Annotated in this window: 21 protein-coding genes; 9 read left to right on the top strand and 12 right to left on the bottom strand. The window is 71.5% G+C overall.

Annotated elements, in window-relative coordinates:
- Window positions 1-9 precede the first annotated feature (9 nt).
- Window positions 10-1146, bottom strand: coding sequence for an AAA family ATPase (locus tag ABZ845_RS05040; protein WP_360973030.1), 1137 nt, complete (start codon window positions 1144-1146; stop codon window positions 10-12).
- Window positions 1147-1279: 133 nt separating this feature from the next.
- On the opposite strand from ABZ845_RS05040, the gene ABZ845_RS05035 reads away from it, so the two are divergent.
- Window positions 1280-2632 carry an SWIM zinc finger family protein gene (locus ABZ845_RS05035; protein WP_360973028.1) on the top strand — a complete coding sequence of 451 codons (1353 nt, stop codon included), beginning with the start codon at window positions 1280-1282 and terminating at the stop codon, window positions 2630-2632.
- Between the two features lie 56 nt (window positions 2633-2688).
- Window positions 2689-4338 (top strand): DUF5691 domain-containing protein, encoded by a 1650-nt coding sequence (locus ABZ845_RS05030; protein WP_360973026.1) that lies wholly within the window; start codon window positions 2689-2691, stop codon window positions 4336-4338.
- A gap of 268 nt (window positions 4339-4606) precedes the next feature.
- On the opposite strand, the gene ABZ845_RS05025 is transcribed toward ABZ845_RS05030, so the two are convergent.
- Window positions 4607-5023, bottom strand: coding sequence for a cobalamin B12-binding domain-containing protein (locus ABZ845_RS05025; protein WP_360973024.1), 417 nt, complete (start codon window positions 5021-5023; stop codon window positions 4607-4609).
- A gap of 688 nt (window positions 5024-5711) precedes the next feature.
- On the opposite strand from ABZ845_RS05025, the gene ABZ845_RS05020 reads away from it, so the two are divergent.
- The gene (locus tag ABZ845_RS05020) at window positions 5712-6569 is read left to right on the top strand and encodes an alpha/beta fold hydrolase (protein WP_360973022.1); all 858 of its coding nucleotides are present in this window, start codon (window positions 5712-5714) and stop codon (window positions 6567-6569) included.
- Window positions 6570-6841: 272 nt separating this feature from the next.
- Window positions 6842-8428 (top strand): M23 family metallopeptidase, encoded by a 1587-nt coding sequence (locus ABZ845_RS05015; RefSeq protein ID WP_360973020.1) that lies wholly within the window; start codon window positions 6842-6844, stop codon window positions 8426-8428.
- A 57-nt stretch (window positions 8429-8485) separates the two neighbouring features.
- On the opposite strand, the gene pcrA is transcribed toward ABZ845_RS05015, so the two are convergent.
- The gene (pcrA, locus tag ABZ845_RS05010; protein ID WP_360973018.1) at window positions 8486-11008 is read right to left on the bottom strand and encodes a DNA helicase PcrA; all 2523 of its coding nucleotides are present in this window, start codon (window positions 11006-11008) and stop codon (window positions 8486-8488) included.
- Between the two features lie 145 nt (window positions 11009-11153).
- Here pcrA and ABZ845_RS05005 point away from each other — a divergent pair, with 145 nt between their 5' ends.
- Window positions 11154-12131 (top strand): tellurite resistance/C4-dicarboxylate transporter family protein, encoded by a 978-nt coding sequence (locus tag ABZ845_RS05005; RefSeq protein WP_360973016.1) that lies wholly within the window; start codon window positions 11154-11156, stop codon window positions 12129-12131.
- Here the strand turns inward: ABZ845_RS05005 and ABZ845_RS05000 are convergent.
- On the bottom strand, window positions 12109-12462 hold the full coding sequence (locus tag ABZ845_RS05000; protein WP_360973014.1) for a hypothetical protein: 354 nt from the start codon (window positions 12460-12462) through the stop codon (window positions 12109-12111). The genes ABZ845_RS05005 and ABZ845_RS05000 overlap by 23 nt on opposite strands.
- Before the next feature lie 433 nt (window positions 12463-12895).
- On the opposite strand from ABZ845_RS05000, the gene ABZ845_RS04995 reads away from it, so the two are divergent.
- Complete coding sequence (locus tag ABZ845_RS04995) at window positions 12896-13960, top strand: NlpC/P60 family protein (protein WP_360973012.1); 1065 nt, start codon at window positions 12896-12898, stop codon at window positions 13958-13960.
- 44 nt (window positions 13961-14004) lie between these two features.
- On the opposite strand, the gene ABZ845_RS04990 is transcribed toward ABZ845_RS04995, so the two are convergent.
- Together ABZ845_RS04990 and ABZ845_RS04985 are read right to left on the bottom strand one after the other, a co-directional pair.
- Complete coding sequence (locus ABZ845_RS04990; protein ID WP_360973010.1) at window positions 14005-14730, bottom strand: response regulator transcription factor; 726 nt, start codon at window positions 14728-14730, stop codon at window positions 14005-14007.
- On the bottom strand, window positions 14727-16022 hold the full coding sequence (locus ABZ845_RS04985) for a PspC domain-containing protein (RefSeq protein ID WP_360973008.1): 1296 nt from the start codon (window positions 16020-16022) through the stop codon (window positions 14727-14729). Before ABZ845_RS04985 ends, ABZ845_RS04990 begins: the two co-directional genes overlap by 4 nt.
- A 176-nt stretch (window positions 16023-16198) precedes the next feature.
- On the opposite strand from ABZ845_RS04985, the gene ABZ845_RS04980 reads away from it, so the two are divergent.
- Window positions 16199-17602, top strand: a complete 1404-nt coding sequence (locus ABZ845_RS04980) for a PspC domain-containing protein (RefSeq protein ID WP_360973006.1) — start codon at window positions 16199-16201, stop codon at window positions 17600-17602.
- Complete coding sequence (locus ABZ845_RS04975) at window positions 17589-17834, top strand: hypothetical protein (RefSeq protein ID WP_360973004.1); 246 nt, start codon at window positions 17589-17591, stop codon at window positions 17832-17834. The genes ABZ845_RS04980 and ABZ845_RS04975 overlap by 14 nt, the downstream gene beginning before the upstream one ends.
- 8 nt (window positions 17835-17842) lie before the next feature.
- On the opposite strand, the gene ABZ845_RS04970 is transcribed toward ABZ845_RS04975, so the two are convergent.
- The 4 genes from ABZ845_RS04970 to guaA form a co-directional block, all read right to left on the bottom strand.
- The gene (locus ABZ845_RS04970; RefSeq protein WP_360973002.1) at window positions 17843-18364 is read right to left on the bottom strand and encodes a DoxX family protein; all 522 of its coding nucleotides are present in this window, start codon (window positions 18362-18364) and stop codon (window positions 17843-17845) included.
- 165 nt (window positions 18365-18529) lie between these two features.
- Complete coding sequence (locus ABZ845_RS04965) at window positions 18530-19819, bottom strand: hypothetical protein (RefSeq protein ID WP_360973000.1); 1290 nt, start codon at window positions 19817-19819, stop codon at window positions 18530-18532.
- 184 nt (window positions 19820-20003) lie between these two features.
- A complete protein-coding gene (locus ABZ845_RS04960) occupies window positions 20004-20798 on the bottom strand; it encodes a class II aldolase/adducin family protein (protein WP_360972998.1) in 795 nt (264 codons plus the stop codon).
- 317 nt (window positions 20799-21115) lie between these two features.
- Window positions 21116-22705: a glutamine-hydrolyzing GMP synthase gene (guaA, locus tag ABZ845_RS04955; protein WP_360972996.1), complete on the bottom strand. Its 1590-nt coding sequence runs from the start codon at window positions 22703-22705 to the stop codon at window positions 21116-21118.
- Between the two features lie 319 nt (window positions 22706-23024).
- Here guaA and ABZ845_RS04950 point away from each other — a divergent pair, with 319 nt between their 5' ends.
- Window positions 23025-23351 carry a chorismate mutase gene (locus ABZ845_RS04950; RefSeq protein ID WP_360972994.1) on the top strand — a complete coding sequence of 109 codons (327 nt, stop codon included), beginning with the start codon at window positions 23025-23027 and terminating at the stop codon, window positions 23349-23351.
- A 351-nt stretch (window positions 23352-23702) separates the two neighbouring features.
- Here ABZ845_RS04950 and ABZ845_RS04945 read toward each other — a convergent pair whose 3' ends face one another.
- On the bottom strand, window positions 23703-24812 hold the full coding sequence (locus tag ABZ845_RS04945) for a hypothetical protein (protein WP_360972992.1): 1110 nt from the start codon (window positions 24810-24812) through the stop codon (window positions 23703-23705).
- A gap of 116 nt (window positions 24813-24928) precedes the next feature.
- On the bottom strand, window positions 24929-25351 hold the full coding sequence (locus ABZ845_RS04940; protein WP_360972990.1) for a hypothetical protein: 423 nt from the start codon (window positions 25349-25351) through the stop codon (window positions 24929-24931).
- Between the last annotated feature and the right edge of the window lie 36 nt (window positions 25352-25387).

Raw genomic sequence — 25387 nt, 5'->3', positions numbered from 1 at the left:
CGGGGGCCCTCATGCCGTCACCTCCCGGCATGCCCGGTAGAAGTCGGACCAGCCGTCGCGCTCACGGACCACCGCTTCCAGGTACTCCTGCCAGATGACGCGGTCGGCCGCGGGATCGCGGACGACGGCGCCGAGGATGCCTGCGGCGACATCGCCGGCCCGCAGCACTCCGTCGCCGAAGTGGGCGGCCAGCGCAAGCCCGCCCGTGACGACGGAGATCGCCTCGGCGGTGGACAGCGTGCCGCTGGGCGACTTCAGCTTCGTCCGGCCGTCCGCCGTGACGCCCCCTCGCAGCTCACGGAAGACCGTGACGACGCGGCGGATCTCGTAGACGCCGTCGGGCACGGCCGGCAGATCGAGGGAGCGGCCGATCTGCTCGACCCGGCGGGCGACGATGTCGACCTCGGCCTCCGCGCTCTCCGGCAGCGGCAGCACGACCGTGTTGAAACGCCGGCGCAGCGCGCTGGAGAGGTCGTTGACACCGCGATCGCGGTCGTTGGCCGTGGCGATCAGGTTGAACCCGCGGACCGCCTGCACTTCCTGCCCCAGCTCGGGTATCGGCAGGGTCTTCTCCGACAGGATCGTGATGAGCGTGTCCTGCACATCGGCCGGGATCCGGGTCAGTTCCTCGACCCGCGCGACCCTTCCCTCCCGCATGGCTCGCATGACGGGGCTGGGCACCAGCGCGTCCCGGCTGGGGCCGTGCGCGAGCAGCTGTGCGTAGTTCCAGCCGTAGCGGACCGACTCCTCCGGGGTTCCGGCGGTGCCCTGCACGAGCAGGGTCGAGTCGCCGCTCACGGCCGCCGCCAGATGCTCGGACACCCAGGTCTTGGCCGTGCCCGGCACGCCGAGCAGCAGCAGGGCGCGATCGGTCGCGAGCGTGGTGACGGCGACCTCGACGATGCGTCGCGGACCGACGTACTTCGGTGTGATCACCGTGCCGTCCGTGAGCGCTCCGCCCAGCAGATAGGTGGCCACGGCCCAGGGCGACAGCTTCCAGCGGTCCGGGCGCGGCCGGTCGTCCTGCGCGGCCAGCGCCGCGAGTTCGGCCGCGAAGGCGTCCTCTGCGTGCGGACGCAGCGCCTCGGCCGTGGCGTACTCGCTCGGGCTCTGTTCGACGGACATCGGATCTACGGACGTACGCATGGCCGCTTCCCCCTCCAGCTCGGCCGGTTCGGAACTGTCACCAACCGTGCACCACACCACTGACAATGCGTGATGACCTGCGCGAATGCCGTCGCGCTGACCGATTGTCAGTGCCCCGGCCTACCTTCGACGCATGACTCAGCAGGGGGTGCGCTGGACGGCGGACCAGGTGCTGGCACTGGCACCTGACGCCTCGTCACGCGCGGCGGGAAGCAGACTCGGCACGGCGGGGCCGTGGTCGCAGACGGGCAGTTCCGGCGAGGGGACGGTGTGGGGGCTGTGCCGGGGCAGCGGCAGCACGCCGTACCGGACGGTCGTCGACGTGGAGGAGGCCGGCGGGCCCGCCAGCCGGTGCAGCTGCCCGAGCCGCAAGTTCCCGTGCAAGCACGCGCTGGGACTGCTGTTGCTCTGGGCGGGTGAGGACGGAGCGGTAGCGCGAGGACAGGCGCCCGACTGGGCGGAGCAATGGATCGAGGGACGCAGACAGCGCACACGGCAGAAGCGGACGGCTGATGATGCGCACACGTCCGCGACCTCCGATCCGGAGGCGGCCCGGCGCAGGGCGGAGCGACGCGCCGGACGGATCACATCGGGGGCGACGGAGCTGGAGCAGCGGCTGACCGATCTGCTGCGCGGCGGCCTGGCCACGGCCGAGCAGACGGGGTACGGGCTGTGGGAGGAGACCGCAGCCCGCATGGTCGACGCCCAGGCTCCCGGGCTGGCCGCCCGCGTAAGGGAGTTGGGGGCGCTGCCGTCTTCGGGATCCGGCTGGCCGGTGCGCATGCTGGAGGAATGCGCGCTGCTGCACCTGCTGGACCAGGGGTGGCTGCACCGCGAGCGCCTGCCGGAGGCGCTCGCGTCGACGGTGCGCTCGCGCGTCGGCCTGCCGGGCTCCCCCGGCACCCCGTCCGCACGCGACCGCTGGCTGGTCCTGGCGCAGTACGACACCTCGGACGGCCGGCTCATCACGCGCCGGATCTGGCTGTACGGAACGGAGTCCGGCCGGACCGCGCTGCTCCTGTCCTACGGGGCGGCCGGCCGTGCACCGGAACTGGCGCTCCCGGTGGGTCTGGCCTTCGAAGCGGAGGTGTCCGCGTATCCGGGGGCCGGGCAGCTGCGGGTGGCACTCGGCGAGGAGTTCACGCCACCGGCGCCGACGGCACTGCGACCGGAGGGGGTGACCACCGCACACGCGGCGGCACTCTACGGGGAGGCGCTGCGGGCGGACCCCTGGCTGGACTCGTTCCCGGTGACGCTCGGCCCGGTCGTGCCGACGCCGTACGAGGAGTCATGGCAGCTCGCGGACGCGGACGGAGGCACGGCGCTGCCGCTCACTGTGACGGAAGGCTCCCGCCCGGGTCCCTGGCGCCTGGCAGCCCTGTCCGGCGGCGTCCCGGTCACCGTCTTCGGCGAGTGCGGCCACCGCGGCTTCACCCCGCTGACCGCCTGGCCGCAGAGTGCGGGAGAGGCGGTCGCGCTGTGCTGACGACACCTGGGCGCTCCCGCGCCGGCCGTGAAGTGACACCGAGAGATGGGACCGTCATGAGCGCGCACCCTGTTCTTGCGGACACGTCCTGTGCCGCGCCCCGGGGAAGGGCCGTGCCCTGGGAGGAGTTGGTGTCGGTGGCCCTGCTGGGCACCGACCGGCGCTCCCCGGCCTGGCTGCCGTCCGGCCGGGACGCGCCTTCGACACTGCTGGACCTGGCCGCGGTGGAGACGGTCCGGCACAGAGCCGGTCTGCGCCCCGCACCGGCCGGGCCCCTCCTCGAGCCCGCCGCGGCCGACACCCGGCCGCCGCTGCCCCCGGCCGCGGCACGCAGGCTGGCCATGCTGCTGTCCGACCGACCCGGTGTGAGCGGCGGCCGTCGCGGTTCGGCCCCCGACCTCATGGAACTGCTTCCGCAGTGGCTGACCCTGGCGCGCGAGCGTGGCTTCGCGCCGCCCCCGGAGGCGCTCCCGGCGCTTCTGGACGCGGCCCGTGGCCGTACGGACCTGCGACCGGCCGCGCTGGCCTTCGCCGGACCGCGCGCCCTGTGGCTTGCCCGGTTGAACCCGGACTGGCGCTTCGCGCTGCGGTCCGCATCCGGCGCAGGCTCCGGGCTGCCCACGTCCGAGGAGCCGGAGCGAACAGAACCTTTGTGGCGGGAGGGCCTGTTCGCGGAACGGGTGGCCCTGCTCACCACGCTCCGCGCGCGGCGGCCGGCCGCCGCACGTGAACTGCTGGCCGACACCTGGGCGACGGAGCGGGCCGAGGACCGCCTGATGTTCCTCGACTCGCTCCGCTCGGGGCTCGAGCCCCCGGACGAGCCGTTCCTGGAGCAGGCGCTGTCCGACCGGAGCCGCAATGTGCGGTCGACGGCGGCGGAGTTGCTGTCGGCGCTGCCGGGTTCTGCCCTGGCCGGACGGATGGCGGCCCGGGCGTCGGCCTGCGTGGCGATCGACCGTACGGGAAGGGAGCCGGCGATCGTGGTCGAGGCGCCGCACGAGTGCGATCCCGGCATGGAGCGAGACGGGGTGACACCGCACCCACCGGCGGGACGCGGCGAACGGGCCTGGTGGCTCGGTCAGTTGGTGGAGTCGGCGGCGCTCGGCTCATGGACGGCACGGTTCGCCGGGCGTACGCCGGATGAGATCGTCGCGCTGCCTGTGGCGGACGACTGGCGCGGGGAACTGCACGCGGCATGGAGCCGGGCAGCGGTGCGCCAACGGGACCCGGACTGGGCCCGGGCCCTGCTCGGGTCACCCGCGGCACCGGAGGCCGGGGGCCCGGGGGCGCTGTCCCTGGCCGAGCGGGCGAAGCTCCTCTCGACGCTGGGCGCGACGGAACGGGCCGGATGGGTCGCGGGGTTCATCGCCACACATGGCCTGTCCGAGGCGTTCCAGCTCCTCGGGGTGTGCGCGGTCCCGTGGGCCGCCCCGTTGGGTACCGCGGTGGTGGACGCACTCAACATCGCACGGGACGCGGGGAGTTACCCATGGAGCTTCAGCGGGGTGATGGGCCTGGCGGAACGCTGCCTGGACCCGGCGGAAGCGAACCGGCTCGACGCGCTGACCGCGATACCCGACGAGCGGGAGGACGCGTCGCCGGGGGCGGGCGGGTACTGGGCGGAGGCCTTCCAGCGTCTGACGACGACGCTGCGGCTGCGCGCGACGATGCGCGCGGAGCTGGACGAGGAGTTGGACGAGACATGAGACAGGAGGGACGGGACGGGAGCGTGGGGGATGGCCGCTCCCGGCGCCAGGGTCGGGAGCGGCCCGGTGGAGAGGTCGGCGCCGGGCAGGCCGGGGCACGGTCGTTCGCCGCCCCCGGCCTCCCTCCCGGACTCTCCCGGGCCGAAGGAATTCGAAAGCCTGAAGGAGTTCGAAAGCCCGAAGGAACTCGAAGCCCGAAGGATCCCGAAAAGCCGAAAGGGCTCGAAAGTCCGGAGAGCCCGAAAAGGAAGCCGTCAGATGCGGAGCATTACGCCCCGGCCGGCTGGCGCAGGTTCGTCCGTACCCAGTCCACGATCGACGCGGTCGTCGCGCCGGGCGTGAAGATCTCCGCCACGCCCTTCTCCTTGAGCGGGGGGATGTCCGCCTCGGGGACGATCCCGCCGCCGAAGACCACGATGTCCTCCGCCTCGCGCTCCTTCAGCAAGTCGAGCACCGCGGCGAACAGCGTGTTGTGCGCGCCCGACAAGATCGACAGGCCGATGGCATCGGCATCCTCCTGGATCGCGGTGTCGACGATCTGCTCGGGCGTCTGGTGGAGGCCGGTGTAGATGACCTCCATACCCGCGTCACGCAGAGCCCGCGCGATCACCTTGGCCCCACGATCATGACCGTCCAGACCCGGCTTGGCCACCACCACGCGGATCGGACCGGCTGTCACACCCATCACTGCCTCCATGAAGCGACTTCTCCACCCTGTACCGATGTACCGCCCTGCCGCCACATCACCGCACCGGCGGACACGCGACCGCACGATCGGCGCATTCCGCACCGACCGACACGCACCCCGCCGCCCGCACAGTTCCCGCAGCCCAGGCCCCTCGAACCCCACACGGCACAGGCGTCCCACGCCCGCATCGGCGCAGGAAGTGAACGAACGTTATCTCCAGCATCCCGCAACCGGCAGTTTCGCGGTGCGGACCGAGGGGGAAATCACACAGTGGGACACATTCGCCGCGCAGGGTCCCCCCTCCCCGCGGCACACGAGCCGCAGTCATCGGCGGCCCGAGCGCCGTGGACCGTGGGGATCGTGCGCAAGGAGAGCCGCCATGAGGCGGCCGTACCACCGCATCGCCAGCGGGGCGCCGTGGTGGTGGGGCTCCTCGGCGACAGGATCGCAAGGGCACACGAGCGGGGAGCAACCCGTACAAGGAGGACGGGAAGCGCGCCACCAGGACGGACGGTATCGCGTCACCATGACGCAAAGGCGTCCGTCGCTTCATCGGCGCACGTGCCGCGTCCGCGACACAGCCGCTCCCGCGGTATCCGCCCCCGCAGGCCCGCCGCCGTCGCGGCTCTTCATGAGGGCTCACGGGGGACAGAGGCGTCCTCGGTGTGCCGACGGGAGGTCGGCCATGATGGTCACCCGGGTAGTGCAGCCGTTGCTTCCGATGTGCCAGCGCCTGTTTCCCACCAGGCTGGCCGGACTCTCCATGGCCCTGTTGAAAGCGACCGCCCTGGAGTTCGCGATCCTCGCCGGTCATCTGCTCCTCTATCCCTCGGGGATCATCCAGGAGCGCCGTTCGGCACCCCCGCTCGCTCCCCCCGACACCGCCATGCTGCCGACCGGGTCCAAACCGCCGGTCATCCTGCTCCACGGGTTCATCGACAACCGCTCGGTCTTCGTCCTGCTGCGCCGTAATCTCACCCAGCACGGGCGCCAGCACATCGAGTCGCTCAACTACTCCCCGCTGACCTGTGACATCCGCACCGCCGCCCAGTTGCTCAGGCGCTCTGTCGAGGAGTTGTGCGAGCGCACCGGGCAGGAGCAGGTGGACGTCGTCGGGCACAGCCTGGGCGGGCTGATCGCGCGGTACTACGTGCAGCGCCTCGGCGGCGACGCACGCGTGCGCACGCTCGTCACACTGGGCACGCCCCACTCGGGAACCCGTGTCGCGCCGCTCGCCAACGCGCACCCGATCGTCCGCCAGATGCGGCCCGGCTCCGAGCTGATCGAGGAACTGCGGGAGCCCGCCCCCGGCTGCCGTACGCACTTCGTGAGCTTCTGGAGCGATCTGGACCCCCTGATGGATCCGCTGGAGACGGCCTGCGTCGACCACCCTGACCTGCTCGCGGAGAACGTACGGGTCAGCGGCATCGGCCATCTCGCCCTGCCGGTGCACCCCGCGGTGGCGACCGGGATAAGGCAGGCGCTGGACCTCGAACAGCCAGGAGCGCCCGCCACCCACACCGGCGGCCTGACGGTCGCCTAGGGTCTTTCGTTTGGATCAGGCCGGGCTCGCGGGCCCGGAATCCACCCCGGGCAGCGGTCCCAGGCGGCGCCCCGAAAGCCCCAAGACACCCTCACGCCATCGAACATTCATCGAACGAAGAGCCAAAGGCTTGCCGTGGACCGCCGAAACACGGGCGAATGCCCGCTTCGTGCTTGAGGGGAATCCACAGAAGATTGTCGCGCCCGCGTACCGCCGGGTACAGTCACCGCACTGCTCTGCCAGCCCCTGCTGCCGAGGCGAAAGAGAAGTTGGTGAACGACCGTCACCCGTCGGGGACCGCAACTCCCCCGGCTCCGGCCCCCGATGCCGACGCGGCGCACTACGCGCCGTACGGCGACCAGGGTGGCCAGTACGGCGCGTTCACGACGTACGGCGATCCCTCCGCGACCGGCTTCGGCACCGCAGTCCACGCGACCGGCTCCTTCGCCACCGATCCCCTCTTCGGAGACTTCCCGGGCGGCGGCTCGACCGGTTCGTACGACGCCGGGCAGTGGTCCACCGGCAGCCACGCGGCCTTCGGCACCGGTGTGCACCAGACGCCGTACTACGACCAGTACGCCGCCCAGCACCACGCCGCGTACGACAGCGGCTCGTACGACACGACGGCCTGGGCGGCCGGCTACCAGCAGGTCGCCGGCATTCCCGCGCAGGGAGCGTCCCCCGACGGCACCGGACAGTGGGACGCACAGGCCTGGCTCGAGGCCGGGCAGGCGGCGGATCCGGCGCAGCAGTGGGAGTGGGGCACCCAGACCTTCGACACGGGTGCGTACGACGCCACGCAGTGGAACCTGGACGGCATCCCCGGGCAGGAAACGCACGACCAGCACCCCGCGGCCACGGCCACCTTCGAGCAGGTGGTCCCGGAGTCCTTCGGCCACGACGCGACCGCGACGTTCGACGGGACCGAGTTCTTCGGCCCTCAGGCCACCGACGGCTTCGAAGCCGAGAGTTTCGGAGCCGAGAGTTTCGAGCCGGCGGACCTCGAGCAGACCACGGACCACGAGGGCGAGCCGGGGACCTTCGAGACGTCCGACGACGGCCTCCTGCTCGAAGAGCAGGAGGAGTTCACTCCCGCCCCGGCTTCCCGTTCCGCTTCCCGCGGTTCGAACCGCGCCCGCCGCCGCTCTCCGGCGAAGCGTTCCGCCCTCCTGACCGTCGCCGTGCCGTCGGTGTGCGTGATGGGGGTCGCCGGGATCGCCGCCGCGTCCGTCGGCATGGGCGGGGAGGGCTCCGGCACGACCACCGCCTCCGCCGCGACCCCGGTGAAGCCGTCCGCCGCCAACGTAAAGCTGGACTCCCAGCTCGAAGGCCTCTCCGCGGGCGCGAACGACTTCGCGGACCGGGCGAGCCGCACCCAGGAACGGATCGACCTCAAGGCCCAGCAGGCGGCCGAGCAGAAGAAGGCGGCGGCGGAGGCGGCGCAAAAGGAGCGGATGCGCCCGAAGTTCGTCCTGCCGGTCACGCAGAGAGGCCTGAGCGCCTACTTCGGCCAGGCCGGGGTCAACTGGATGTCCGTGCACACCGGCATCGACTTCCCGGTCTCCTACGGTACGACGGTGATGGCCGCGACCGACGGCACCGTGCAGACGAAGTGGAACAGCGCGTACGGCAACATGCTGATCCTGACCGCCAAGGACGGCACGCAGACCTGGTACTGCCATCTCTCCAGCTACCGCGTGGCCCCCGGGACGGTCGTCAAGGCCGGGGATCCGATCGCGTACTCGGGCAACTCCGGCAACTCGACCGGTCCGCACCTGCACTTCGAGGTGCGGCCGGGCGGAGGCGCGCCGGTCGACCCGCTGCCGTGGCTGCGCAGCCACGGCCTGGACCCGACCTGACCGGTCCCCTCCCCCCGTCCCCGCCCCCGCCTTCCGGCGGGGGACCAGTGGTGACGGCTACAGCTTCTCCACCGGCGCGTACCGCAGCAGCAGCCGCTTCGGCTTGGGCTCTCCGAAGTCGATGGTCGCTTCCGCGTTCGCGCCCGCGCCCTTCACACCGACGACCGTGCCCAGACCGAACTGGTCGTGGGTGACACGGTCACCGACCGCGAGGGAGATCACCGGCTTCTCCGTGGCACCCGTCCGGCGGGTGGCGAACCCGGACGCGCCCGCGGCCGAGGACCGCGAGCGTGAGGACGACAGCGAGGCCGCCACACCCGAGAGCGGGCCCCTCGGCACGGGAGCCGAGGGTGTTCCGGTCCGCTTCCAGTCCAGGTGCTGGTCCGGGATCTCCTCAAGGAAGCGTGAGGGCGGGTTGTACGAGGGCTGGCCCCAGGCACTGCGCAGGGCGGACCGCGTGAGGTACAGCCGCTCCCGCGCACGCGTGATGCCGACGTACGCCAGGCGCCGCTCCTCCTCCAGTTCCTTCGTCTGGCCGAGTGCGCGCATGTGCGGGAAGACGCCGTCCTCCATGCCGGTCAGGAAGACCACGGGGAATTCGAGGCCCTTCGCGGTGTGCAGGGTCATCAGCGTGATGACCCCGCCGCCCTCCTCCTCGTCGGGGATCTGGTCGGAGTCGGCGACCAGGGCGACCCGCTCGAGGAACTCGGCCAGTATCCCCCCCGGCGCGGCGGCTGCCGGTGCCGTCGGCTGCTCCTCCTCGCCGCGCTCCTGCTCGAACTCCAGTGCCACGGCGGCGAGTTCCTGGAGGTTCTCGATCCGGGTCTCGTCCTGTGGGTCGGTCGAGGCCTGCAACTCGGCGAGATAGCCGGTGCGTTCGAGGACCGCCTCCAGGACCGTGGCCGGTCCCGCGCCCGACTCCACGATGGTCCGCAGGTCCTCCATCAGCGCGTTGAACCGCTTGACCGCGTTGGTCGAGCGGGCCGCCATGCCGTAGGCCTCGTCCACACGCCGCAGTCCCTGCGCGAAGCTGATCTTCTCCCGCTGGGCCAGGGCGTCGATCATCGCCTCGGCCCGCTCCCCGATGCCCCGCTTCGGCACGTTCAGGATCCGGCGCAGGGGCACGGAGTCCTCCGGGTTCGCCAGCACCCGCAGATACGCGAGGACGTCCCGGACCTCCTTGCGCTCGTAGAACCGGACGCCGCCCACGACCTTGTAGGGCAGGCCGACGCGGATGAAGATCTCTTCGAAGACACGGGACTGGGCGTTCGTGCGGTAGAAGACGGCGACGTCGCCCGCCTTCGCCTCACCCTTGTCGGTGAGTCGGTCGATCTCGTCGGCGACGAACTGCGCCTCGTCGTGCTCGGTGTCCGCGACATAACCGGTGATCCGCGCGCCCGCACCGGCGTTGGTCCACAGCTTCTTGGGGCGGCGCGATTCATTGCGCTCGATGACGGCGTTGGCAGCGCTCAGGATCGTCTGCGTGGAGCGGTAGTTCTGCTCCAGCAGGATCGTGGTGGCGTCCGGGTAGTCCTCCTCGAACTGGAGGATGTTGCGGATGGTCGCGCCGCGGAAGGCGTAGATCGACTGGTCTGCGTCGCCCACGACGCACAGTTCGGCCGGACTCAGTTCGTGCTCGGCGGGCGGGACGTCCTCGGGGCGGTCGCCGCCCGCCGGGCCCACCAGCTCACGCACCAGGGCGTACTGGGCGTGGTTGGTGTCCTGGTACTCGTCGACCAGGACATGGCGGAAGCGGCGGCGGTAGTGCTCGGCGACGTCCGGGAAAGCGCGCAGGAGGTTGACCGTCGTCATGATCAGGTCGTCGAAGTCGAGCGCGTTGGCCTCGCGCAGACGCGACTGATAGAGCGCGTACGCCTGCGCGAGGGTCTTCTCGAAGCCGTCGGCGGCCTGAGCGGCGAAGTCCTCCTCGTCGATCAGCTCGTTCTTCAGACTGGAGATCTTCGCGCTGAAGGACTTCGGCGGGAAACGCTTGGGGTCGAGGTCCAGATCGCGGCAGACGAGGGCCATCAGGCGCTTGCTGTCGGCGGCGTCGTAGATCGAGAAGGAGGACGTGAAGCCGAGCCTCTTGCTCTCCCGCCGCAGGATGCGCACGCACGCGCTGTGGAACGTCATGACCCACATCGCGTTCGCGCGCGGGCCGACGAGTTGTTCGACCCGCTCCTTCATCTCGCCCGCGGCCTTGTTGGTGAAGGTGATCGCGAGGATCTGGCCGGGGTGCACACCGCGCTCGGCCAGCAGATAGGCGATGCGGTGGGTCAGCACACGGGTCTTTCCCGAGCCGGCGCCGGCCACGATGAGCAGAGGGGAACCGGCGTGCACGACGGCCGCGCCCTGGTTGTCGTTCAGCCCCTCGAGCAGCGCCTGCGGGTCGATGACCGGACGGTGCGCGCCGTCGCGGTAGTAGCGGTCCCGGTCCGCGGGCACGTCGAACCGCCCGCCGAACAGATCGTCCGGAACGGGCTCCGGGGCATGCTCGCCCTCGGGCGGCGGGGGTTCCTCGTCGTGGGCCGGGGTGGCCGTGAGGTCCGCCAGGAAGCTGTCGTCAAAGAGGCTGCTCATCGCTCTCCGAGTCTAGGCCGCCCCACCGACACGCGACCGCCGCCCCGAGAACTCCGCCCGGACGCACCCGCGCGGGGGGTTGTTTTCGGCCTCCACGCGCGCGTGCCCCCACGCAACCGGCGTCCGCGTCCTTAGCATCGGGCGCATGTCAGGCACCTCCTCCACGCTCAGCACCTGGTGGGCGCGGCGTCCGCCCGCCGTCGGGGCCGCCGTGATGGCGACCGGCATCCTGGCGGACGCACTGCACGAGACCGGGTACGTGGGCCTCTTCCGTATCGCCCTGATCCTGACCGCCGTCGCCTGGCTGGGGCTCATCGTCGATATCGTCGTACGGGCGTTCGTGGAGCGGGACCGCTGGCCCGCCGAGGCGGGCTCCCCGAGCGCGCTCGCCCCGGTCGCCGCGACCGCCACGCTGGGCACGGGGCTGTCCTTCCAGGGCTGGCAGACGCCCGCCGAGGCGCTCCTCGCGCTGGCCACGGTGTGGTGGGCGGTTCTGATCATCCCGGAGGTGCGGGCCTGGGAGCGCCCTCTGCCCGGGGCCGTGTTCCTCGGATGTGTGGCGACCCAGGCGGTCTCGGTGCTCGGCGCGGTGCTCTCGGCCGCTCTGGGAGTGGCGTGGCTCGCGCACACGGCGATGGTGTTCTTCTGGCTCGGGCTGCTGGGCTACCTGGCCGGGCTGTGGTGCTTCGACCCGCGGGAACTGGTGAGGGGTGCGGGAGACCACTGGGTCGCGGCCGGCGCACTCGCCATCTCCGCGCTGAGCGGATCGCGGCTCGTCGCCGCCGCCCACACCGGGATGTACCTGTGGTCGGACGACGACAACCACGCCCTGCGGGGCATGACCCTCACCGTCCTCTTCCTCGCGCTCGTCGGCTACTGCCTCCTGGCCGTGGCCGAGCTGCTGCGACCACGGCTCGGGTACGACCCACGGCGCTGGGCCACCGTCTTCCCGCTGGGGATGACGGCGGCGGCGGTCCTGTCCTACGGCACCGTCTTCAGGGTGTCGTGGCTGCGCGGCCCGGGCCAGGTGCTGCTGTGGATCGCGGTGGCCGCGTGGTTCGTGGTGCTTGTGGGAGCGGTGCCGTCCGTCATGGGACGCCTCAGGCCCAGAGCACCGCGATGAAGATGTTCGCCATGGTCAGCGCGCCGACGAGAGCGAAGAGGGGTTTCTCGACCCGCTCCTCGTCGCGCTTCACGTAGACCAGGCCGAGGATCACGATCAGCAGGGCCAGCTTGACGCCGATCTTGATCGTGTTGACCGGGTGATGGTCCGCCTCGTTGAGGCCGACCAGGGCGACGCCGGTGACCAGCATGGTCAGGGCGCCGTGCAGCATGCCGGGCACGAAACGGGCCGTGCCCTGGCCCATCGCCTTCATCTGGGTGAGGAAGCCGCCGAGGAGCGCGGCGATGCCGATGATGTGCAGGGCGACGAAGAGATGGATGAGTACGTCCATGGCTCCGGAGCCTAGCCAGGCGAGGCCGCACCCCCTGACACCGGCCCCTCCTTGGTGACGGCGCCCACGCCGCCGCCACGAGCCGCATATATGCACCGTCCATAGCATCCCGTCATCGCCCTGCGTCCCGGAACCACCGCATCGGTCATCGCGCAGCGTGAAGTCGGCACCCGAGGGGCCGGATCACGGTCACATACGGTCACCAGCAGTCCTGTCGCATCACTTCCGGACATCGCATCACGAAGCGGTCACGGCGCGGCTTAGCGTCCTCCCCCAGGTGACCGGCTCCCCATCGCCGCCCGGGCCAGGGGTGGCCGCCGGACACCACCGCCGAGAAGGTCCGGCGGCGCCCCGCTTCCCCTGTGCGGGACGCCGCCGGACGCGTAACACCGCTCGTGGCCCGGGCGGTCGTACGAAAGGACAGGACGTCCAGGTGGCAGCGCACCGCAAGCCCAGGCAGCGTTCGCTCGGCGGGACCACGGCTCGTACCGCCGCGACGATCGCCCTCGCGGGAGCGGCGACGGCCGTCGGCTTCGACGGCACGGGGCATGCCGATCCCCGGCTCTCCCCGGCCCAGGTCAAGGCTCAGGTCGACAAGCTGTACCAGGAGGCGGAGACCGCGACCGAGAAGTACGACGGCGCGAAAGAGCAGGCGGACAAGGCCCGGGCACGTCTGAATGCCCTCCAGGACGAGGCCGCCCGCCGGACGGACCGGCTCAACTCCGCGCGTCAGGCGCTGGGTTTCGCCGCCGCCGCGCAGTACCGCGAGGGGGGCATCGACCCCTCCGTGCGGCTCCTGCTCTCCTCGGACCCCGGCCACTATCTCGACAACGCGTCCTTCACCGAGCGGGTCGACAGCCGGCAGGCCTCGGCCGTCGCGCGTGTGCGCACGCAACTACGGGAGATCGAGCGGCTGCGTGGCGCGGCACGAGTGGAACTGGCCTCGCTGAAGTCGCGTCAGTCGGAACTGCACCGGCAGCAGCAGACGATCAACGAGAAGCTGAGCCGGGCGCGTGAACTGCTGTCCCGACTGACCCAGGGCCAGCGGGCACAGCTCGCGACGGACGGGGGCACGGGCAGGGCGTCGCGCGACGCCCTGCGGGACCTGGGGCCGGTGTCCGCCGCGGCGGCGACGGCGCAGGCGCCGAACGCACGGGCGGCGGCAGCGGTGGCGTACGCGTACGGAAAGCTGGGCAGCCCCTATGTCTGGGGCGCCACCGGCCCGCACGCGTTCGACTGCTCAGGCCTGGTGCAGGCCGCGTATCACTCGGCGGGCGTCTCCCTGCCACGCACGACGTACTCCCAGATCGACGCGGGCCGACGCGTCTCGCGCTCCGAACTCCTCCCCGGTGACCTGGTGTTCTTCTACTCCGGGGTCAGCCACGTGGGTATCTACGTGGGGCACGGCCAGATGATCCACGCCCCCAATCCCTCGGCGCCCGTGCGGCTGGCGCCGATCGACGAGATGCCGTTCGCCGGGGCCACCCGGGTGGAGTGAGCGGCCCCCGGTCGAGGAACCGTCAGGAACGAAGCCGGGACGGATCACACCAGGCGTCGTGCCGTCGCCCACCGGGTCAGCTCGTGACGGTTCGACAGCTGGAGCTTGCGCAGTACCGCCGAGACATGGGACTCGACCGTCTTCACCGAGATGAACAGCTGCTTGGCGATCTCCTTGTAGGCATAGCCACGGGCGATCAGGCGCAGCACCTCGCGTTCGCGCTGGGTGAGGCGGTCCAGGTCCTCGTCGACCGGTGGGGCGTCGGTGGAGGCGAACGCGTCGAGGACGAACCCTGCCAGGCGCGGCGAGAACACCGCGTCGCCGTCCTGCACGCGGAAGACCGAGTCGACGAGGTCGGAGCCGGTGATCGTCTTGGTGACATAGCCGCGGGCGCCGCCCCTGATCACCCCGATCACGTCCTCCGCCGCGTCAGAGACCGACAGGGCGAGGAAGCGGACCGGCCGCTGCGCGTCGGCCATCAGGGGCACGCAGCGGCGCAGCACCTCGACACCGCCGCCGCCCGGCAGATGCACGTCGAGGAGGACCACCTCGGGACGGGTGGCGGTGATGACGCTCACCGCCTGGTCGACATCGGCGGCCTCTCCGACGACCTCGACTCCGGTGCGTTCGGTCTGCCCGATCTCGGCCTGGACGCCCGTACGGAACATACGGTGGTCGTCCACGAGTACGACCCGCACGCGCCGCTCCTCGGCGCCCCCGCTCACCCGCTCCGGCTCCGCCGGGCCCGCCGACTCGTTCGCGTCGCTCATGACGTGTTCTCCGCCCTCTCCATCTCCAGCTCGACCTCCGTACCGCCGCCCGGCACGGCCCGCAGCCGCGCCGTGCCGCCGTGGCGCTCCATACGGCCGATGATCGATTCTCTGACACCCATGCGGTCGGCGGGAATCGCGTCGATGTCGAAGCCCGGGCCGCGGTCGCGGACGGACACGAAGACCGTCCGTCCCTCGGCCTCGGCGTAGACCTGGACGGCGCCGCCCTCGCCACCGTACTTGGCGGCGTTCACCATCGCTTCGCGCGCGGCCTGCATCTGTGCGCCGATCCGCTCGTCCAGGGGGCAGTCGCCCACGATGACGACCTCTATGGGCACGCCGTGCTTGTCCTCCACCTCCGCCGCGTTGCGCCGGACCGCCTCCGCGAGGGTGCCGGGCTCCTCGTCCTCGTCCTTGCCGTTGCCCTCCGGTTTGTAGAGCCAGGCCCGCAGGTCGCGTTCCTGGGCGCGGGCGAGACGGCGTACCTCGCCCGCGTTGTCCGCGTTGCGCTGGATCAGGGTGAGGGTGTGCAGGACCGAGTCGTGGACATGGGCGGCGACCTCGGCGCGCTCCTGGGCCCTGATGCGCATCAGACGCTCCTCGGACAGATCCTGGGTCATCCTGACGAGATAGGGACCGGCCAGCAGCGTGATGCCGACGAGGACCGCGAGGGCGGCCTGCAGGACGGAGCCGAGGTGGGCCGCGGAACCCTGCAGCACGAAGATGGCGGAGACGCCCGCCGTGACCAGCAGGACTCCGGCCGCGGCACGCAGCAGCGTGAGCGTGCGCCTGCGGCCGCCGACCTCCACCCAGCGGGCCCTCCGCGCGTTGTCCGCCTGGCGCCAGACCAGGGCGACGCCCGCGGCGACGAGGACGGCCGGGACGAGATACACCTTGGCGCCGCTGCTGAGGTTCACGCTGCCCACGAAGGACAGCGCCACGACGACCATGAGCAGCAGGGCGACGATCTGGCCCCGGTCGGGCCTGCGGGCGACGAGCCGACGGCGGCCCTCGGGAGAGGCCTCGGTGCCGACCAGGGACGGGGCACGCCGGTCGTCGACGCCGCCGACGCCCAGCGGGACGAAGAACCAGAACGCGGCGTACAGCAGCGCACCGAGTCCGTCCGCCGTCGTCAGGCCGACGAAGACCAGGCGCACCCAGATCACGGGCAGGCCGAGATGCCCGGCGAGCCCCCGCGCCACGCCCCCGAGCCAGCGGCCGTCGCTGCTGCGGTAGAGCTTGCGCGGCGGCCGCGGGTCGGCGAGGGGCACAGCTGCTGCGGCGTCCGGCATGTCAACGATGGTCACACGGCCGGCCCGGCGGGACATCAGGGTCGGCCCCCTAGACTCCCCTGATCTCCGAATCCGGTGGCCGAACGCCTCCCTCGCCGGGTGTCAGGGCAGATCTCAGGGTTCTGCCAGGGTCGTCCCGACTGCCGCCGGACGGCCGCGGCGGCGACCATGGACCCATGACGGACGAGCAGCACGCGGCAGCGGGGGACGACCCCGGCGCGGGGCATGTCCCCGCCGCCGGGCACCGCTCCGCGGCGGGGGAGGAGCCGCGCGCTCACGGGGACGCGGCCCGCCCCCCGGGCGCGGACGCGGAAGAGGGCCCGGGGCCGTTCCGGCGGGACCGGCGGTACAAGATGCTGGGCGGCGTCTGCGCAGGTCTCGGCCGCCAGTGCGACATGGACCCGGTGATCTTCCGGATCGTGCTCGCGGTGCTCTCCGCGACGGGCGGCCTCGGTCTCATCTTCTACGGGTTCGTATGGCTCCTGGTCCCTTACGAGGACGAGGAGGAGAACGAGATCCGCAAGCTGCTGACCGGCCGTGTCGACGGCCAGGCTCTGGCAGCGGTCCTCTTCGCCCTGGTGGGCTGCGGGGTCTTCCTCTCGATGCTCAGAAACGGCGGGGTGCTGACCTTCGCCGCCGTCGTGTCGCTGCTTCTCGCGGGCGCGGGTTACTGGTCGCGGCAGCGCGGCGCCCCCGACCCCGACCCGCTCGCGGCGCAGGCGGTGGCCGATGCGCCGCCGGAGGCCACGGCACCGCCCGTACCCGCCTCCTATCCCTCCTGGTGGCGCGAGCCCATCGTCAAGGACGGAACGCATGTGGGCGGTACGGGCTATCTGTGGGGCCCCAGCGACACACCGGCCCCTACCGTCGCCGCGGTGGCGGCCGGTGGCGTCCGCGGACGGCCTTATGGACAGCGACCGCGCGCCGAGGAGGGGGCAAGGCCGAAGGGCCCACGCTGGACAGGCGGCTGGATCTTTCTGCTCGCCCTGCTCGCCGGTGGTCTCGGCATGGGTCTGACCTGGCACGACCGGGCGCTCGGCACGAGTCTGCAGACGGGGCTGGCGAGTGCGCTCGTGGTCCTGGGCCTGGGCATCGCGATCAGCTCCTTCCTGGGCCGTACGGGAGCGGGATCGGTCTTCCTGGCGATCATCACGGCGGGGCTGCTGGCAGGATCGGCCGCCCTGCCCGACAACATCGGCACGCACTGGGACCGGACGACCTGGGCGCCCGCCTCGGCGACGGCCGTCCGGGACAAGTACGAGCTGGGCGCCGGCGTGGGCACCCTCGACCTCAGCCGTCTCGAGCTCGCGGGAGGGCAGACCGTGTCGACCCGTGCGCAGGTGGGCGTGGGCCGTCTCAGGGTGGTGGTCCCCAAGGACGCCAGGGTGGAGCTGCAGATCGACGCGGGCGTCGGCGACATCAAGTTGCCGGGCGAGTCCGGGAAGGACGTGGACGTGAAACCGGGCAGGCACAAGCAGGTGACGCTCTCCCCCGCGTCGGGGACGCGGAATGCGGCCACGCTCCGCCTCGGCCTCGAGGTCGGTGCGGGACAGGTGGAGGTGGACCGTGCTGCGTCATGAGTTCCAGCCCGGCCGGCTGATCGCCGGTGCCGTCCTCGCCGCCACGGGAGTCGTGTACCTGGGAGACGCGAGCGGGGCCTGGAAGGCGCCGTGGTTCGCGGTCGCCCCGATGGTCGCGGGTGGGCTGTGCCTCGCGGCCCTAACGGGCCTGCTGGCCGGCGCGATACGCAGGAGCCGCCGCCAGGCCCGCCGGGCGCCGGAGGCCGGGCGGGACGGGGCGACGGCTCCTTAGGCTGCCGGTCAGCTGTCGGCGCGCCGCCTGCGGGCGTGGAGCGCGGCGTCCAGGGACAGGTACGGCGTGCCCGCCAGGACCAGCGGAATCCACGCCATCAGATAGGCGAGGTCGTTGCCGTAGTAGTAGGGGCTGGACGCCCAGCTGACGGTCAGCCAGAGGCTCATCGAGATGAGCGCGCCACCGAGCGCGGCGATGCGGCCCAGCAGGCCGACGAGTGTGCCGATGCCGACGGCCAGTTCGCCCAGGGCGATGGCGTAGCCGAAGCCGACAGGGTTCTTCAGCGCGAGGTCGACCAGGGCCGGGATCGCCGACGAGCCCCGCACGCTGTGCATGAGGTCGCCGATCGAACCGGCGCCCGAGGCGTGCATGAAAGCGCTGTCCGTGAACTTGTCCAGGCCCGCGTAGATGAAGGTGACGCCGAGGAAGATACGCAGGGGAAGGAGCGCGTACCGGACGGCGGCGTCCCGCCCGTCGCGGCGCGCATCGAGGTACGAGGTGTGGGAGTCCGTGCGAATGTCCTGAGCCATCGTGTCCGCCGCCTCTCGCTCGCCATGCCGTTGACTCCTCAACAGACCATACGTGCGAAGAGGGACGTCGGCTCAAGCGCGGCGCCCTGATTTCTCATATTTTCCGGCGCGTCAGGCGTTCCTTGATCCGCCTCCTGCCTGGGAGAAGTCGGTTCGGGCGAGCCTTCATTCCGTCACCTCGATTCCCACCCGATTGGTCTCCACCCCGGCAGCGGTCACCACCTGCACCTCCACCCGCCCCGGCTCCACGTCCACCGGGACCGGAACCGTCACGAGCGTGTCCGTCGGGTTGCTGAAGCCGCCGATGACCGGGACCAGGGGCACGTGGACATGGACAGCGCCGATGCGGACCACCATGCGGGACAGACTGTCCGCTGTCTGGGCGCCGGGCGGTACGAAGCCGACTCCGCGGATCTCGATGTCGTCACCCGTGCGGATCGGCGCGTCCAGATCGCCCGCCTCCCGCACCCTGACCACCGAGAGGACCACCGGACGGCCGCCCTCCGCGTACTTGGCCGCGAGATAGGTGGCCGCCGAGACCAGAACAAGCAGGGCGAGGCTCCACGGCAGATCGGGCAGCCGGTCGGGGCGGCGGGCCAGCCGTACCACCGCGAAGGCCAGGGCGACCGCGCCGATCACCACATACTGCGTGTCGGCGAAACTGCCGCGGCCCGCGTCGTCCGTCAGCAGATCCGCCGCACGCGGCCGGTCGGCACGGATCTTCTGCAGACGCTGGCCGAGCACCCGCACTCCCACCACGCGTCGCACCAGGACGGCGATCCCGCAGATCACCGCGACCACGGTCACCACGCCCGCCCCGTGCGCCAGACCGAGTCCGGCGAGCAGCGCGTCGCGCCGGCCCCGCGCCGAGGCCGCCGCCAGTTCACCGGCCAGCACCAGCACCGTGTACACCACGAACAGCACCCAACCGGCCGCCACCGCGCGGGAGGTCGACAGCCGGTTGTCCTCCCCGATCAGGGGCGCGAGCACTCCGCCGCGCGCCCGGTGCAGACAGGCCGCCGCCGTCAGCGCCGCGCCCGTCAGCACGGCCGCGATCAGTCCGGTCGTGCGCGCCACGGTCCAGCCCGCGCCGATCGCCGTCAGCGCCTGAGCCAGCAGCAGCACGCCCGTCGCGCCCCACACAGCGGCCGCCGTACGCCGCCACAGCCGGCCCAGCCATGCCTCGCCCTCGGCCCGGCCGCGCTCGGCGACGAGGCCCGCTGACTGGGTCAGTTCGTCGGACACCCACTGGCGGGACGCCGACGCGGAGTGCGCCACCGCCGGGGGCAGCCCCCGCCCGGAGGCGTACTGCTCCCGCTTCGCCAGGAACTCGGCGACCGCGCGACGGTGCCCCTCACGCGCGCCGTGCGGGCAGTCCCCGCAGGTGCAGCCCCCTTCGTGCGTACCCGGACCGCTGCCGCGCACCGCGCTCCGCCCCGCTTCCTGCACCGCCACGCCCGCTGCCGCCTTCCCCGCGCCAGATCATCAAGCCACGCCACATCCGCCACAGCAACTTCCGGGCGACACAGGCGAATTGTGCCGTACGGGACGGGTCACGTCCGACGGCTCCCGTCCGGGAGGGTGAAAGAAAGGGTTCTGGGTTGACCGCCGCCCGGCTCGTACGGTCGTCCTCCGGCCGTCAGCTCAGCAGGTCCGGTTCGCTCCGGCTGATGTCCTGCCACAGCGGCTGGTAGTTGATCCAGGCCACCAGGTCCCCACCGAGCTGCTCCCGCGTCGCCACCGCCTGCCGGTGTTCGATCAGGACGGGCCGTCCCGCCGCCTTCGCGGCGAGCTGCACCTGGGCCGAGCGTTCCAGCGACAGGAACCACCAGGCCGCCGCGTCCACCGAGTCGCCCACGGTCAGCAGCCCGTGGTTGCGCAGAACGAGTGCCTTGCGGCTGTCGAGCGCGGCCGCGATCCGGCGGCCCTCCTCCGCGTCGACGGCGACCCCGGTGTAGGCGTCGTACACGGCGTGGTCCTCGTAGAAGGCACAGGACTCCTGGGTGATGGGGTCCAGCAGGTCGCCGAGTGCCGCGAGGGCCCGCCCGTGGACCGAGTGGCAGTGGGCGACGGCGACGACATCCGGGCGGGCGGCGTGTACCTGCACGTGCACGGTGAACGCCGCCTGGTTCACGTGGTAGCGGCCCTCGATCACCTGCCCCTCCTGGTTCGCCAGCACCAGGTCGCTCACGGTGACGTGCCTGAAGGGCATCCCGAACGGGTTGACCCAGAAGCAGTCGCTGTACTCGGGGTCGCGGGCGGTGATGTGCCCGGACACCCCGTCCTCGAAACCGAGCCGTCCGAAGATCCGCAGGGCTCCGGCCAGGCGCTCTTTGCGGTGCTGCCGTTCGTCGTCCGGCGATTCATGCATCGGCGGCATGGCGAACTGCAGCTTTTCGGTGGGCAGGGGCGATGGCGGGGTCGGCCCGTGCATGTGTCCTCCAGCACTGGGTTCCTGTACGCAGCGGAAGTTACCGGCGGTTTCTGCAGGTGGCCAGAGGTGTTCGGTGAAGAGAGTGCGCAACCGTTACCCACTGGGGGTGCGCGGGGGGTTGCGCAGTTCCCCGCGCCCCTGAGCGGGCGCCCCTGTGCGTCGGCACGTGCGGGTGCATTGTGGTTGGTTGCGCAGTTCCCCGCGCCCCTATCGAGAGGGTCCCCGTCCGTCGATGCGCGCGGGTGCGTCGTGGCGCCCCTAATGGGGCAACGCCCGCTCCCCTGGCGGGGTGCGGGCGTCGTCGGAGTTGAGGGGGGTTACTCCCACTCGATGGTGCCCGGGGGCTTCGAGGTCACGTCGACCACTACTCGGTTGACGTCGCGGACCTCGTTCGTGATGCGGGTGGAGATCTTCGCGAGCACGTCGTACGGGAGCCGGGACCAGTCGGCGGTCATGGCGTCCTCGGACGACACCGGGCGCAGCACGATCGGGTGGCCGTACGTCCGCCCGTCGCCCTGGACGCCCACGCTGCGGACGTCGGCCAGCAGCACCACCGGGCACTGCCAGATCTCACGGTCGAGACCGGCCGCGGTCAGCTCCTCGCGGGCGATGGCGTCGGCCTCGCGCAGCAGGTCGAGCCGCTCCTTGGTGACCTCTCCGACGATGCGGATGCCGAGGCCGGGTCCCGGGAAGGGCTGGCGCTGGACGATCTCCTCCGGCAGGCCGAGTTCCTGGCCGACCATGCGGACCTCGTCCTTGAACAGCTTCCGGAGGGGCTCGATGAGCTTGAACTCCAGGTCCTCGGGGAGTCCGCCCACGTTGTGGTGGGACTTGATGTTGGCCGTGCCGGTGCCGCCGCCGGACTCGACCACGTCGGGGTAGAGGGTGCCCTGGACGAGGAACTCGACGGGCTCGCCGCTCTCGCCCACCTCGGCGATGATCTCGGCCTGGGCCTGCTCGAAGACGCGGATGAACTCGCGCCCGATGATCTTCCGCTTCTCCTCGGGGTCCGAGACGCCCTTGAGCGCCGTCAGGAAGCGCTCCTCGGCGTCGACGACCTTCAGCTGGACGCCGGTGGCCGCGACGAAGTCCTTCTCGACCTGCTCGGTCTCGCCCTTGCGCATCAGACCGTGGTCGACGTAGACGCAGGTCAGCTGCGAACCGATCGCCTTCTGCACGAGCGCGGCGGCCACGGCGGAGTCCACGCCGCCGGACAGGCCGCAGATGGCGCGCTTGGTGCCGACCTGCTCGCGGATCGCCTCGACCTGCTCCTCGATCACATTGCCCGTGGTCCAGGTGGGGGTCAGGCCCGCGCCGCGGTAGAGGAAGTGCTCCAGCACCTGCTGGCCGTGCGTGGAGTGCATGACCTCGGGGTGGTACTGGACGCCGTACAGCTTCTTCTCGTCGTTCTCGAAGGCGGCCACCGGGACCACGCCCGTGGACGCCGAGACGAGGAAGCCCTCGGGCGCCGCGGAGCAGGCGTCGCCGTGGGACATCCAGACGGACTGCTCTGCGGGGGTGCCCTCGAAGAGCGTGGAGGACGGCCTGGAGACGGCCAGTGCCGTGCGGCCGTACTCCCGCGCCCCGGTGTTGTCCACGGTGCCGCCGAGGGCCTGGGCCATCAGCTGGAAGCCGTAGCACATGCCGAAGACCGGGACACCGGCCTCGAAGAGGGAGCGGTCCACGGTCGGGGCGCCCTCCTCGTAGACCGACGAGGGGCCACCGGAGAGGATGATCGCCGCGGGGTTCTTGGCGAGCATCTCCTCGACCGGCATGGTGCTCGGCACGATCTCGCTGTAGACCCGGGCCTCACGGACGCGACGGGCGATGAGCTGGGCGTACTGCGCGCCGAAATCGACGACCAGGACGGTGTCGGGGGCGGCGGCAGCGGGGGTCGCTGATGACACGGGTTGCCTTCCGGCGGCTTGACAGGGGCTGTGCTACCGATTCTAACGGGGCGGGCGCGGACGGCTCCCCGTCTCACGATCCGGGCCCGATTGGCGACCGGCGGCGGCCCGGGCATACTGGGTCCATGCACACGCACGCGACCTGCTTCTTTACCTATGGCATCCGGCCCGCCGGCTGCCATGGTCGTGCTGCTTGAGCTACTGACAAGCGACTTCCCAGGCGCCCCGGGCCGATACGGTCCGGGGCGCCTGGCGTTTGCGGACCGCCATCAGGATCCGGGGCACCTCACCGCGACATCGACACCGAGGAGCCCCCGCCATGACCATCGCCACCTCCGCCTCCGCCTCCGAGACGGCCGCGAAGAGCGGGAAAGCCGAGAAGACCGGCGCCCGCACCCCCGAGGCCGCCGGTGTGATCACCGGCGCCCGTGAACGCATCGACGCGCTCGACGACCACATCATCGGGCTCATCCAGGAGCGCATGGCGGTCTCCGCCGTCATCCAGGAGGCCCGCATCGCCTCGGGCGGCCGACGGGTGAACCTCTCCCGCGAGATGGAGATCCTCTCCCGCTACAGGGACGCGCTCGGCAGGCCCGGCACGGCCCTCGCGATGTCCCTGCTCGAACTGTGCCGGGGGCGCATCTGACGACCGTCGCGGACCCTCGTTCGACGGGCGTCCGGCGCACCCACGTTCGTATGCCCTCTCACCCGTACGGCGCGTGACCGGGGCCTCGCGGACTTCGTTGGTACCGGTGTCCGTGTCAGCCAGGGGCGGGCCCGCAAGAACCACGCGTGGCTCCACTGGAGCGATGAGGCGCACGAGTACGGAGCGTGCCGTGCGCTGTGGGACCTCGCTCCAGGGATGTGACCGGACGGCAGGGGACAGCAGCCCGGTCACCGGAGAACGGTCGGCTCCGGGGACGCCCGGGGCCGGCCGGCGCGCTTCTCGGATCCTCAGGTTCTCGGGCCATCAGGCCATCAGGTCTTCAGGTCCTCCTCAGGTCCTCGACACCGTCTCGCACGTCTTGCTGTCCGCCTTGCCGAGGTCCTTGCTGCGGTCGTACGGGTCCGACGTCGGACCGGTCGGGTCGGTCCCGGACGGTGCGGCGGACAGGAACTGCGGGTGCAGGTAGCCGTCGTAGACGCCGCAGGCCGTGTTGCCCCAGTACGAGTCGTAGCGGATGAGCTGGATCCTGCCCGCGGTGACCTGGTAGCGCGCCGGGTCGTCCAGTTCGGTGTCGATGACACGGCGCACGATCGTGCGGGTCACCTCCTTGGAGTCGCCCCGGGACAGCGCGTAGACGAAGGTGTAGTCGGCGTGGACGCGCACCCCGTGGTCTCCGGCGGAGAAGGTGGTGCGACCGCGTACCTTCACCGTCTTGCCGACGAGCCGCGCCTGACGCGGATCGAAGCGGCTGATGAGCAGCAGCGGGTCGTATTTCTGGGACGGAGTGGCGAGGGACTTCTTGAGGTCGGAGAGAACGCTCGGCTGCTGGGGGTCCAGTACGTCCAGGGCCGCCGTCGGGCGTTTGCCGGACAGGGTGTCCGGGTTGAGGTTCGCGTCGACGAGCAGGGTCTTCGTCAGCCGCAGGGCGGTGGCGACCTGGCTCTTGGTCATGGTGCCGACCGGCTCGGCGCGGGGCGTCACGATCGCGGACTCGCCCTCTGCCCAGTTCAGGGCGGGGGAACCGGCGAAAGGGTGCTGAAGGGTGGGAATGTCCGTCGACGTGGACGAGGGCGGCGCCGTGGGCTGACCGGACTCGGCGGGCAGCCGCGCGGTGTCGGTGTCGGCCGCCGAACGGGTGCCGAACGGGTCGCCGGGCAGCAGCGAGGGCCTCATGGCGACCACGGCGACCGCTGCCGCGACGAGCACTCCGATCACCGTCCAGATCGGGCGCCGCGCCCGGCGGCCGGTGGATGCCGTGGGGGCGCGCCAGGTACCGGGACGCACGCCCTGTTCGTCCTGTCGCCGAAGCCGCTGGGTGACCAGGCGCGCCCGTGCGGACGGCTCTTTGGGTGCCGAGGCGCGGATGTCGCGCTCGGAGTCGCGGGCGAACCGTTCCCACACATCGTCGGGGACGGAAGGCCGCTCGGGGTGATCAGACACGAGGGTCAGTTCTACGGCTGCGAACTGACGTTCACAAGTCGGTCACGGGTGTGACCCACCCCACATATGAAGCGTGTAAAGGCGCTGCAACCTTTCCCAGAAGCCGCGGGTCACACCTACCGAACCGACTGAATCAAGGGCCACACCCGCGCCCCACACGCGGAGGCCTCCCAGGCATGTGCCGTGCTTTCGCGGCGCATCGGACTTCCCGAGGTCTTCATGAAGCTTCGCCGTGCCTTGGCCGCCGCTGCGGCGACGGCCGCCATCGCACCGATCGCGCTTCTCTCGGCGCCGGCCGCGTTCGCCGAGGAGTCGCCCACAGGGTCCCCGGCCCAGAGCACGGGCAGCCCGTCGCCCAGCGGCTCGGCGTCCGAGAGCGCCGACTCGGGGGCGTCGCAGTCCGCGTCGGCTTCCGCTTCCGCTTCCGCGTCCGCATCGGCCTCCGCATCGGCCTCGTCGTCGGCTTCCGCTTCGTCGTCGGCATCGGCACCCGCGACGGCCACGCCGACCGACAGCGGTGAGCCCACCGAGCCGGCCACCGACTGCTCGTCGGACGCCTACAAGTCGAAGCTCGA

The sequence above is a fragment of the Streptomyces sp. NPDC047022 genome (assembly GCF_040644155.1).
GTDB lineage: Bacteria > Actinomycetota > Actinomycetes > Streptomycetales > Streptomycetaceae > Streptomyces.
The sequence above is the reverse complement of the archived record's forward strand: the minus strand, read 5'-3'. Positions and strand labels throughout refer to the sequence as shown.

Coding starts and splice junctions, on each gene's coding strand:
- ABZ845_RS05035 (WP_360973028.1), top strand. CDS start 1,280: ATGACTCAGCAGGGGGTGCGCTGGACGGCGGACCAGGTGCTGGCACTG.
- ABZ845_RS04985 (WP_360973008.1), bottom strand. CDS start 16,022: ATGCCGGACGCCGCAGCAGCTGTGCCCCTCGCCGACCCGCGGCCGCCG.
- ABZ845_RS05025 (WP_360973024.1), bottom strand. CDS start 5,023: ATGGGTGTGACAGCCGGTCCGATCCGCGTGGTGGTGGCCAAGCCGGGT.
- ABZ845_RS05020 (WP_360973022.1), top strand. CDS start 5,712: ATGATGGTCACCCGGGTAGTGCAGCCGTTGCTTCCGATGTGCCAGCGC.
- ABZ845_RS04960 (WP_360972998.1), bottom strand. CDS start 20,798: ATGCACGGGCCGACCCCGCCATCGCCCCTGCCCACCGAAAAGCTGCAG.
- ABZ845_RS05030 (WP_360973026.1), top strand. CDS start 2,689: ATGAGCGCGCACCCTGTTCTTGCGGACACGTCCTGTGCCGCGCCCCGG.
- ABZ845_RS05040 (WP_360973030.1), bottom strand. CDS start 1,146: ATGCGTACGTCCGTAGATCCGATGTCCGTCGAACAGAGCCCGAGCGAG.
- ABZ845_RS05005 (WP_360973016.1), top strand. CDS start 11,154: ATGTCAGGCACCTCCTCCACGCTCAGCACCTGGTGGGCGCGGCGTCCG.
- ABZ845_RS04970 (WP_360973002.1), bottom strand. CDS start 18,364: ATGGCTCAGGACATTCGCACGGACTCCCACACCTCGTACCTCGATGCG.
- ABZ845_RS05000 (WP_360973014.1), bottom strand. CDS start 12,462: ATGGACGTACTCATCCATCTCTTCGTCGCCCTGCACATCATCGGCATC.
- ABZ845_RS04990 (WP_360973010.1), bottom strand. CDS start 14,730: ATGAGCGACGCGAACGAGTCGGCGGGCCCGGCGGAGCCGGAGCGGGTG.
- pcrA (WP_360973018.1), bottom strand. CDS start 11,008: ATGAGCAGCCTCTTTGACGACAGCTTCCTGGCGGACCTCACGGCCACC.
- ABZ845_RS04950 (WP_360972994.1), top strand. CDS start 23,025: ATGACCATCGCCACCTCCGCCTCCGCCTCCGAGACGGCCGCGAAGAGC.
- ABZ845_RS04980 (WP_360973006.1), top strand. CDS start 16,199: ATGACGGACGAGCAGCACGCGGCAGCGGGGGACGACCCCGGCGCGGGG.